Genomic DNA, 10,722 nt, shown 5'->3' on the forward strand with positions numbered 1-10,722 from the left:
CAGAACAAATGAATAATCGTCCCCGTAAATGTCTCGGATGGAAAACGCCTTATGAAATATTCTTTAATGTAGTGTTGCACTTAATTTGACAATTCAAGCATTAGTCGCCATGTTTATCGGGTTACTGTATTTGCAAGTTATCGCGGATCGTTCGTTGGCTAAGTCACTGCAACTGATCGTGATTCTGGCTGAAGCAGTCATTATTTACTTGGGGCTTATTTTCATTCCGGGAAATCTGTTACTTGTTGTGGGCACGCTGTTGGGCTGTGCGACGGGGGTGGTTATCAAACATGCTTTCTACTAGTTATGTACTTTTAACCATTGTCGGCTGTGGCATTGTGACTTTGCTATCACGAACGTTGCCTTTTGTGCTGTTAAAAAATCATAGTTTGCCGCCGTTAGTGGTCGAATTATTGAGCTTTGTGCCCATCACGATTATGACTGCGCTGTGGGTAACAAATTTGTTCACGCAACATTTGGGTCATTTGCCGAGTGTGAACTATGAAAACTTGTTTGCGTCGGTTCCCACTGTGATTACGGCCGCTGTTACTAAAAGCTTGCTGTGGATCGTAATCGTCGGGGTAGCGTCGTTAGCAATATTAAGAGCGGTCATGTAAACGGATTCAAAATGTTTATGCAAAACATTAGGTGTTTGGTGTGAAGCATGATATACTCATACAAAATCACTGACAAAGCGAGGGTGATTATTTATGGAAACCTTGTTAGCAATTGGATTATTAGCTGTTACAACCGTTGGGTTAGTTGTTTGTGATGTGAAGCTTGCACGTTGCATGTCGGACACTGACACAACTGTTAAAGAAACAACCGAACTATAACCAATTATGATAAGTTTTAGAGCGTTCATTTCAAATTGGGATGAACGCTTTTCTTTGCCTAAAAAATGAATTTTGAAAAGGGAAGTGTCCGTGTGGAAGTGTGGCAGGTAGTATGGTTAATTATTTTAGCGATTGTTGTGTTGGGCATAGCCGCCATAGCTGTCACTCTTTGGCTAGTCAAACGGCGGTTAGTTCGCTGGCACCAAACGGCGGATAAAATGGCGACACCGACTCAAATTGCCGGTGCACAACGCTTTTATGTCCGGACGATTTATCGCCGGCAACACATAATGTACCTTCGGCGGATTATGATTGGACTATTTGTGCTGGCCGGCTTCATGGCATTGTGGGCCTTATGTGAGCAGTTCAACCTGTATACGACGTTTCCAAACGGCCGGGTGGCAATGAACTGGTTTCTCAGTGACCACACGTCGACACGAAACGTGGCCTTAGTCTTGCTGTTTTTAAGCGTCTTAGGCGCATCGTTACTGCGCTTTTTACTGCTGAAACGAGTGGACGAAGTGCAAGTTGAAGAGGCAAATGAATCGGCTCATGATATTTACGCAATCCCTGCAGTCATGCGGCGCCAGTTGTTTGGCCTGCGGCGTTTGTTACTTATTGGATTGCTAATCATTTCACTCTGGCTGGGTCTAGGCGCCATCACTAAGGCAGTTCCACGGGCAACTAGTCCGTTTGAAACGAGTCATTCAATCACCCAACCGATTCAAACAAATTCAGCGACTAGCGAGTCTAGCAGTGATGAGACAGGATATGATGATTCAGGCGATAGTTCTTCATCAACGTCGTCAAGTTCAGCAACTAGTAACGCTGCGGGCAGTTCAAGTAGCAACGATACTACGGATGATGACCTGCCAATGCCATCCACGCCAATTGCAGATGTCGTAAAAGCGAAGCCTGCCGATAACGCGATGATGAAACAGTTATCGGAAGCCGATCAGGCCAGCCTAACATTCATGGCATATTGGGCCATGGAAGGGCAGGATCCGGCAACTTTATTTGCTACCCAGAATAGCACTGGTGGCGCAACGTTTTATTATCATTGGATTGCTAACAATGGTCATCCAATCATTATGTTTAACAGCTACAGTCCAGTGGCTAAAGCCATGGATGATATGTTTACTGCCAATATTGCAGGCAACGATATCAATTTCTATTCATTACATGACGAGACTGCGCAAACGAGTAAGCTGGCTAACATCATGGGTTTGACGATAAGCAACGGATACGCAATACCAAGTCAAGATCAATTGGATCATCGTTCGTATGACTTGCGAAAAATGACGACTGTTTACTATCAACAAGCGGGTTATCAAGCTGTTCATGACACCTTAAAGCCAGGCTATGCAATGACCATCAAATAGTAAAAGTTAGGGAACTATAACATAATTATCTAACTTAATTAAAAAACGCTCAGAAATGGGTAGGTTCGCTTGAACTTTTTTGGGCGTGTCCCCTATAATGGGTTTGTAGCGATAACTCAGGTCAACCTAGGAAAGGCAGGTGGGTTTTATGTCAGACGCAGATTATCATATATGTTCAACGAGTGATGACGGTCCCGCGTGTTCGCAATTCATAACTGGATATTTAACCCATGCTGTGAACTTTGCCGCACGTGAAATTTAGCATTTACTGAGGTGTTTTAGTCTAATGCAAGAATTGAACGGCACGGTTTACTGTCTCGTTGATCATAAAGAATATGATCTCGTAGACGGTGTTTTCCTAGGAGATTTGGATGGTCCGTTGAAGGCGTTGATTCGTCTCGACTTTCCAAAGGCGACAAACCAAGATTTTATCTGTAGTGAGCATTTGGTCCACTACCGTTTATTAAAGATGGATCAGATGATTGCGAAGGACTATCGCCAAAATCATAAGCTGAACCAAAAGCTTACACGGGTACTTCAAAAAGATACCTATCAGGTGGTTGATGTCCGTCAGCAATTGGAACACTCACTAACAGTTGGTCAGCGGGTTGCGGATGCTGTTGCCCACTTCGGGGGTAGCTGGCCTTTTATTATTTCCTTTGTTCTCATTATGTTATTGTGGATTACTGTTAATTCATTACACCTATTTGGTGTGCATTTCGATCCATATCCGTTTATTCTTTTGAACTTGTTCTTGAGTATGGTTGCCGCAATCCAGGCACCACTCATTATGATGAGTCAGAACCGGTCAGCAGAGTATGACCGGATGGAATCGGCTAACGATTATCACGTTAACCAAAAATCGGAAGAAGAAATTCGGGTACTGCACTCCAAGGTTGACCATATGATTCAACAGGATCAGCCGAACATGTTGCAGATTCAAAAGATTCAAACAGAGATGTTGGGTTCGATTGAATCGCAGGTTAATGAACTACGGCGGTTGCAAACGTACTTCGATGATCACATCAATGATCAAGAAAGTAAGCAACCGAAACAACAGAAATCGTCTCAACCGGCACGTCGGCAAACGGATTCGCCACAATCGGTTTCACATAATGAGCAGGGTCACAAACAATCAGATCACGGTTCACTTCATGTGGATAAATAAGTGATGATTGGGAAGACAAAACCACAATTGATTAATGCTTAAATCGGACCAAAAATTTATCAGGAGGCCACCCTCGTTGCGGGTGGCTTTTTGCTTTACATCGGTTTTTTTTAGCGACATTATGAGGGTCGAGACAAATTTTTTGCGGGGTGGTCACAATGGGGTATGTATATCTGGCTTTAGCCATTGTTGGTGAATTGATTGGCACAAATTTATTGAAGGCATCATCTGGATTTACACTATTATGGCCCAGTTTAGGGGCCTTAATTGCTTATGGTACCTGCTTTTACTTTCTGGCGGTGTGCATGAAAACAGTCAATCTCAATATTGCTTACGCATTGTGGGCTGGCATTGGCGTTGTGCTGTCAACGTTAGTGGCCGTTTTGTTTTGGAAGGAACCAGTCAATTTGGCCAATGTGATTGGGATTGGATTCATTCTGGTTGGCGTTGTGATTTTGAACTTGTTTGGTGCCAATGGCTAGTTCATCTGACACAATAGTGGACAAGACTGTGGGCTATGAGTTAAAGTCGACTTTAACTAATGTGAATATCAACTTCTGGAGGGAATGTTAATGGCGACAAAGACAGTTGTAACAGAAAAGCGCTATCGAATCGGTGAATTTGCAACTAAAACCGGGTTGTCAGGCCCAACGCTTCGTTATTATGAAAAGGAAGGTTTGGTCAAACCACATCGTTCGGACAATGGACTGCGTTACTATACGGATGCAGATGCTAGCTGGATCAAATTCTTGTTACACTTAAAGGGTACAGGAATGACTATCGAACAGTTGAAACAGTATGTGGCTTGGCGCGCTGAAGGTGATGCGACGATCACTAAACGGTTGCAGTTATTGAAGAATGTACGGCGTGGTTTTCTTCAGGAGTTTGAGGAATTGCAGCATAGTATGACGATTTTAAACGACAAGATTGATTGGTATCAGGGAAAAGTAGACGGGCATATTAGTGATAACGAAGGTTTTGCTAATTACCTTGCCAGTTTGAATCATGAAGAATAAATGATAGCGGTGAATGCCGCTTGCGGTTGTCTCCATTGACACGCTTGCCGTGGGACCGGTTCAAGCATCTTGAGTTCGGAGTCTTTCACCTCGTCGCAAAGCCTCGTGGAAAACCGAGTTTTTTCGACCGTCCGTATTGTAAATCCGGCAAAATGTATTCCGGATTAACAATACCTTCACGGTTCGGTATCAATGGGGACGCCCTCCAGCTAATATAGTCGGGACTTCATAATCAACGGAATAACGATTAATTCGGGCGATACCGCAACGAGTGTTTCAGGCAGTGTAGGCATTTTGAATTTCTATAATTTTGATTTAGAGCGACTTAGCAGGTTATGTACATGTTAAGTCGCTCTTTTTAGTTTTTATGAAATTTAGGGCTTTACTTAAAGTGTACTTTAAGTGTTTTAATGAATTCAATCGCGTTAATCACTTTGTTTTTAATCGAGGAGGAATTTAACATGGCTAAAAAACAAACAGCAGGTCGCAAACAGTTGGGTGATTTTGCCCCACAATTTGCTGCTTTAAATGATGATGTTTTATTTGGTGAGGTTTGGTCCAAAGAAGACGCTTTGTCTGCTCATGACCGTTCCTTAATTACGATTGCTAGCATTATTTCGGCTGGCAATACAGAACAATTGGAAGCTCATTTACGAATTGGCAAACAAAACGGCATTACAAAAGACGAGATTGTTGCTGAAATTACCCACCTTGCATTTTACGCTGGGTGGCCTAAGGCATGGTCGGCGTTTAACCGTGCTAAGGAAATTTGGTCAGATGAAGAGGAGACACATAAGTAATGGCAAACGAAAAATTTGAAACACAAAATGTTTTTGGCCAAGGCGATAAGAATGAAGCCTATGCGCAGTATTTTATCGGTCAAAGCTACTTAAAAAATTTAGTTAGCGCAGATGATAATGTCAATGTAAATGTTGGCAATGTGACATTTGAACCAAGATGCCTCAATGACTGGCATATTCATCACAATGGTTATCAAATCTTGCTTGTTACCGGTGGTGAAGGTTGGTATCAGGAGGATGGCAAGCCAGCACAACTACTGCACCCAGGCGATGTGGTTACCATTCACGATGGCGTTAAGCATTGGCACGGTGCGACAAAAGACAGCTGGTTTAGTCATGTCGCAATCACTACGGGGACTTCTGAATGGTTGGAACCGGTCAGTGATGCGGCGTACGATGCATTGTCAAAGGATTAATTAGTAAGTTTAAAGGAGAATTTGAATGACAGTTAAAAATAAAGTTGTTGTAATTACTGGTGCTTCATCTGGGATTGGTGAAGCAACCGCTAAGCTATTGGCTAAAAATGGTGCAAAAGTTGTCCTTGGTGCTCGTCGCGAAGACCGTTTGGAAAAACTCGTCGCTGATATCAAAGCCGATGGCGGGCAAGCAGCGTATCAAACGGTTGATGTGCGGGATGCCGAACAAGTAGCCGCGTTAATTGCATATGCCAAAACCACGTTTGGTGGCCTGGATGTCATTTTCAATAATGCCGGAATTATGCCAACGTCGCCCATCAGTGCCTTGCACACGCAAGAATGGAATGACATGATCGACATTAACATCAAAGGCGTGCTTAACGGGGTGGCTGCTGTAATGCCAGATTTTGTGGCAAATAAGGGTGGTCATATCATTACGACCTCATCTGTTGCCGGACTGAAGAGTTTCCCAGGATCTGGTGTGTATGGTGCCACTAAGTTTGCTGTCCGTAACTTGATGGAAGTGATTCGGACGGAAAGTGCTAGTGAAGGCACCAACATTCGCACGACAACCTTGTACCCAGCGGCGATTAATACGGAACTGTTGAATACGATTTCCGATAAGGCAGCACGCAAGGGGATGGACGCTTTATACGATGCCGTGGGGATTAACCCTGACGCCATCGCCCGGGTCGTGAACTTCGCTATTGACCAGCCAGAAGACGTTAACGTCAACGAATTTACGATATATCCAACGAAGCAGGCTTAGAGCGATACGAAGCCTGGGAGAAGTTGAGCAATAACTGAAAGATGCGGTTGTACGAGCGAACTTTGCTTGTATGACCGCATCTTTTGGTTATGCACAGACTTCTGGGCGACAGTATCGCGTTTTCGCTATGTAAAATTAAAAAAGCCGATAATGAATAGACTTTAGGTGGTGTGAGCGCGTTTGCGACAATGTAAAAGGACAAGAAGGTTATTATGCACAGGCCTCTGATCTTTGACCTCGCGTTTACGCTATGAAAAAGATCCACAAAAATCAGTTTGTGCCCCCATTTTCCTCGTCACATGCTGCATTTTGACCATTTTCATCCCTATTTAATTAAGTTAGCCAACTTGCCAAAGCAACCGAGCAGTTATGTTCGCTGATCTACATTAATTGGCTTATTTTTTAAGTCAATTAGTAGTTATGATTTTAGGCTACTGATCGACTTCAAACATAGGAATGAAAGGAAGAATGTCAAAATGACTAGTATGGCAAAGCGTTCTGCAACTGATGATGAATTACTCAATCCGGAGAACAGTGTGTTTGCGTTGATTGATTTTCAGCCAACGCAAATCAATTCAGTTAATTCAATGGATCGAGCCCAGCTAATTCGTAATATTGTGGCGACACAATCGTTGATTAACACCTTCAAGATTCCAACAATCTTGTCCACCGTCAACGTGCAAACGGGGCGCAACCAAGATACGATTCCACAACTGAAGGCATTGTTGCCAAATGTGCCCAGCTATGACCGAACGTCCATTAACGCGTGGGAGGATGCGGATTTTAACCGAGCGATTAAGGCGACGGGCAAACATCAGATTATCATCGCGGCATTGTGGACAGAAGCGTGTTTGACCTTTCCAGTATTGGATGCACTAAAAGAAGACTATGACGTGTTTCCAGTTGTTGATGCGGTTGGTGGCACATCAACTGTGGCTCATGAAACGGCAATTGCTCGAATGACTGCCAAGGGTGCTCAACCTGTGACAATTGCACAATTAGCCTGTGAACTACAACGTGACTGGAACCGACCGGACACGGTTCCGGGATTTACGCAAAGCCTGTTTGATATTGGTGCATTTTTAAAATTAAGCTAACGACGATTCAGTTAGGGTGGCGGAAGGTCACTCATAGTAAGGAGAGCGACAAACATGGTAGATGTTCAGGATTCAGTCAATCGTTTAATGGCGACTGCCAACGATCATTTTACTTATATTCAAGCAGGTCATGATTTCATTCGGGCGTGGGCCATTCAATTCGAGTTGGCCTACACCGATTACAGAACGATTGATCTGGCACTGCAATTTGATGGAACAGACAGTAACAAACTAAGAAAGGACTTTGTTAGCGCTTATCAAGCCGTTTACCGATTCGAATATCCGTTTGCTGTCGGCGGTTTGGAACAATTCGACGAACAGTGCGAGAATCAAATGCCGGATTATGAAGTCGCGGTTAATCAGCTTGATGAGGTGCTAGAGAAAGTTCGGCAGGTCGACAATTCAGTTGCCTAAGTCATTTGGTGTTTCGTTTCAGACAAAGTTGCAGGGCTCAGCAGATTAAGTGTATTCTGACTTTGTAAGTAAAATCGCAAAGGAGTTTACACATTATGATGAGTGTTTTTGGCAGTCCTGCAACGTATGTTCAGGGCAAGAATGTGTTATTTGATAGTGCTTCATACATTACCCGTTTAGGCCGCAAAGCATTGTTATTAGCTGGCTCAACGGCGTACAAAATTGCCGGTCAGAAATACGTTGATTACCTGAAAGACAATGACGTCAACGTGGAATACGTACCGTTTAACGGTGAGTCGTCAGTTGGCGAAATTGACCGGGTGACCGAAATTGGCAAAGAATTTGGTGCTGACTTGGTTATCGGTCTCGGCGGCGGGAAGGCGTTGGACAGCGCTAAGGCGATTGCTGACAACCTCCACGTTAAAGTTGCCATCTTGCCGACGCTGGCCTCGACAGATGCGCCTTGTTCACGACTCTCCGTGTTGTATACCGACGAGGGTACCTTTTCCGCTTACCGGTTTTATGCGCAGAATCCCGATCTAGTGCTCGTCGACACCAAAATTATCGCCAGTGCACCAGTGCGGATGCTGACATCCGGTATCGCTGATGCGCTGGCAACTAATGTGGAAGCCCAAGCTGTGGCACGTGGCGCTGGTAGCACAATGTTGGGTGCCAAACAAACGATGGTCGGTAATGCGATTGCGTCCAAGTGTGAGGAAACGTTGTTTGCTTATGGCACGCAGGCTGTTGCTTCAGTCGATAACCATGCGGCCTCCAAAGCACTGGAAAAGATCGTTGAGGCCAACACGTTAATGAGTGGTGTCGGCTTTGAAAGTGGTGGTCTAGCCGCTGCACATGCTATCCATAATGGTTTAACTGCCTTAAATGGTCCAATTCATGATTTAACTCATGGCGAAAAGGTTGCGTTTGGGACATTAACGCAACTCTATCTCGAAGGTGCAGACCAGGAACGGTTTGACAAATTCTTGAAGTTCGATCTCGAATTGGGTCTGCCGACCACGTTTGCTGATTTGAAGATTCCCGATGTCAGTGATGAAGAGTTGATGCAGGTTGGTCAGTTATCCACGGCGCCAAACGATACCATGGTGCAGATGCCATTTACCGTTGAGGCATCTGATGTTGTCGAGGCGATGAAGGGCGTCGACGCATACAGTCGTTATTATCAAGCACATCACGTTAACAAATAAAGTTTTATCCAAACGAAAAGACTCAGATAGAATTCTTCATTACGTTGAGGAATTCTTATCGGAGTCTTTTTTTGCTGTCGTTTGACGTGGCAGACAGAATCAATTGAACTGTGCATTGTAAAGTTTGGCGTAAGGACCGTTTGCCGCCAGCAGCTCTGTATGCGTGCCTCGTTCCACTACCTGACCGTGATCCATCACGATAATCTGATCCGCGTTATGGATGGTTGATAGCCGGTGAGCGATGACGAGAGAAGTTCGCGACTGCATCAAGTTTTCCAGCGCATGCTGAATCGTCTTTTCGGATTCGTTATCCAAACTGGCTGTGGCTTCGTCTAGAATGACGAGTTGGGCATTTTTCAACAAAGCACGGGCAATTGACAAGCGTTGCTTTTGACCACCAGACAGTTTGACGCCCCGTTCGCCGATTTGCGTATCCAGCCCCTGTGGAAGACCGTGAACGAAGTCTGCAATGTCGGCCATTTCAATCACTTGCCAAATTTCATCATCGGTGGCTTTGCTACGGCCGTAACGGACGTTATCGCGAATGCTGCCGTCTAGCATGTAGATGTCTTGGGAAACGATGGCAATATTTTCGCGCAGTGACTGTAATTGGATTTGGCTAATGGGACGGCCATCGAACAAAATGTCACCGGCATCAAGATTGTATAAATGGTCAATCAGTTTTGTCAGCGTCGTTTTACCTGAACCAGAGTGACCAACAAGCGCTGTTGTTTTGCCAAACGGAATGTTGAAGCTGACATGACTGACGGCCGCCGGGATCGTACCAGTGCTTGGTTGATCTGACTCCGGATAGGTAAATGAAACATCTTTCAGTTGCACGCCTGTAGTCATTGCTGGAAACGGCACTGCGTTTGGCTGATCGACAATAATCGGCCGCAACGCCATGATGTCCATCACATGCCCATAAGAAACTAACGATTGCTGTAACTGATTTAAAATTTGGGTGAAGGCGCGAATTGGTCCTTGAAGCATGCCAATGTAAGCCAAGTAAGCGACGAGTTGACCCACAGTTAGCTGATGGTGAATAACAAAGTAAGCACCGAATGCGAGGATGATAGCAGTGCCAAGATAATTTACAAAATCAATGAGTGGTGAAAAGAGGGCTTGGTTTTGCGTCGCCCGAATCATGTCTTGTTTGTTTTGGTTAGCAAACGTGCCAAACCGCTGTTCCTCAAATTCTTCATTGGTGTAGCTTTTGATGAGGTCGATTTGTGTTAACGTATTCTGCATTTGATTCGACATTTGTGCTTGCGAAGCACGGGCAGCCCGAAACGCATTGTGGATGCGATTGCGAAAAATACGGTAGATCAAAAACATAAAAGGAAAGGTTATCGTGATGGCGATCGCCATTTGCCAATTGAGAATAAAAATATAAATCCAAACGAAAATAAAGGTGATAATGCTGCCAATCATCGACAGCATGTTTGCTGAAATTAGGCTTTGCAGATTGTTAATGTCGCTGGTCAAACGCACCATCAAATCACCGGTTTTACTAGATGGCAAATTCTATAATTAATCCGAACAGAAATTAAAAAGCCCAAAGCAATCACTTACAATGGTAGTAGCTAATTCCAACCAATATAGGGAGTGATTAC

The 10,722-nt window shown here is 44.3% G+C and carries 12 protein-coding genes and 2 pseudogenes; 13 read left to right on the forward strand and 1 reads right to left on the reverse strand.

Annotated elements, in window-relative coordinates; translation table 11 throughout:
- Nucleotides 1-97 precede the first annotated feature (97 nt).
- From GB992_RS09625 to GB992_RS09680, 13 genes and pseudogenes are all read left to right on the forward strand, one after another.
- Nucleotides 98-304 (forward strand): annotated as a pseudogene (locus GB992_RS09625) (AzlC family ABC transporter permease); the annotation flags it as partial.
- Nucleotides 291-617 carry an AzlD domain-containing protein gene (locus tag GB992_RS09630; RefSeq protein WP_161002260.1) on the forward strand — a complete coding sequence of 109 codons (327 nt, stop codon included), beginning with the start codon at nt 291-293 and terminating at the stop codon, nt 615-617. The pseudogene GB992_RS09625 and the gene GB992_RS09630, both read left to right, overlap by 14 nt.
- Nucleotides 618-710: 93 nt before the next feature.
- Nucleotides 711-836 carry a hypothetical protein gene (locus GB992_RS11880; RefSeq protein WP_284142945.1) on the forward strand — a complete coding sequence of 42 codons (126 nt, stop codon included), beginning with the start codon at nt 711-713 and terminating at the stop codon, nt 834-836.
- 92 nt (nt 837-928) lie between these two features.
- The gene (locus tag GB992_RS09635; protein ID WP_161002261.1) at nt 929-2,218 is read left to right on the forward strand and encodes a hypothetical protein; all 1,290 of its coding nucleotides are present in this window, start codon (nt 929-931) and stop codon (nt 2,216-2,218) included.
- Nucleotides 2,219-2,504: 286 nt separating this feature from the next.
- Nucleotides 2,505-3,224 (forward strand): annotated as a pseudogene (locus GB992_RS09640) (DUF1003 domain-containing protein); the annotation flags it as partial.
- A gap of 320 nt (nt 3,225-3,544) precedes the next feature.
- A complete protein-coding gene (locus tag GB992_RS09645) occupies nt 3,545-3,868 on the forward strand; it encodes a DMT family transporter (RefSeq protein WP_046871959.1) in 324 nt (107 codons plus the stop codon).
- 90 nt (nt 3,869-3,958) lie between these two features.
- Nucleotides 3,959-4,402, forward strand: coding sequence for a MerR family transcriptional regulator (locus GB992_RS09650; RefSeq protein ID WP_161002263.1), 444 nt, complete (start codon nt 3,959-3,961; stop codon nt 4,400-4,402).
- A 461-nt stretch (nt 4,403-4,863) separates the two neighbouring features.
- The gene (locus GB992_RS09655; RefSeq protein ID WP_017260570.1) at nt 4,864-5,202 is read left to right on the forward strand and encodes a carboxymuconolactone decarboxylase family protein; all 339 of its coding nucleotides are present in this window, start codon (nt 4,864-4,866) and stop codon (nt 5,200-5,202) included.
- Nucleotides 5,202-5,618: a cupin domain-containing protein gene (locus GB992_RS09660; RefSeq protein WP_161002264.1), complete on the forward strand. Its 417-nt coding sequence runs from the start codon at nt 5,202-5,204 to the stop codon at nt 5,616-5,618. Before GB992_RS09655 ends, GB992_RS09660 begins: the two co-directional genes overlap by 1 nt.
- Before the next feature lie 25 nt (nt 5,619-5,643).
- The gene (locus GB992_RS09665; RefSeq protein ID WP_161002265.1) at nt 5,644-6,387 is read left to right on the forward strand and encodes an SDR family oxidoreductase; all 744 of its coding nucleotides are present in this window, start codon (nt 5,644-5,646) and stop codon (nt 6,385-6,387) included.
- A 476-nt stretch (nt 6,388-6,863) separates the two neighbouring features.
- Nucleotides 6,864-7,484, forward strand: a complete 621-nt coding sequence (locus tag GB992_RS09670; protein ID WP_161002266.1) for a hydrolase — start codon at nt 6,864-6,866, stop codon at nt 7,482-7,484.
- A 54-nt stretch (nt 7,485-7,538) separates the two neighbouring features.
- Nucleotides 7,539-7,898 (forward strand): hypothetical protein, encoded by a 360-nt coding sequence (locus GB992_RS09675; RefSeq protein ID WP_161002267.1) that lies wholly within the window; start codon nt 7,539-7,541, stop codon nt 7,896-7,898.
- 95 nt (nt 7,899-7,993) lie between these two features.
- Nucleotides 7,994-9,106, forward strand: a complete 1,113-nt coding sequence (locus tag GB992_RS09680; RefSeq protein WP_161002268.1) for a glycerol dehydrogenase — start codon at nt 7,994-7,996, stop codon at nt 9,104-9,106.
- A gap of 99 nt (nt 9,107-9,205) precedes the next feature.
- Here GB992_RS09680 and GB992_RS09685 read toward each other — a convergent pair whose 3' ends face one another.
- Complete coding sequence (locus GB992_RS09685; RefSeq protein WP_284142946.1) at nt 9,206-10,630, reverse strand: ABC transporter ATP-binding protein; 1,425 nt, start codon at nt 10,628-10,630, stop codon at nt 9,206-9,208.
- Nucleotides 10,631-10,722 lie beyond the last annotated feature (92 nt).

Source organism: Furfurilactobacillus milii (assembly GCF_009863985.1).
GTDB lineage: Bacteria > Bacillota > Bacilli > Lactobacillales > Lactobacillaceae > Furfurilactobacillus > Furfurilactobacillus milii_A.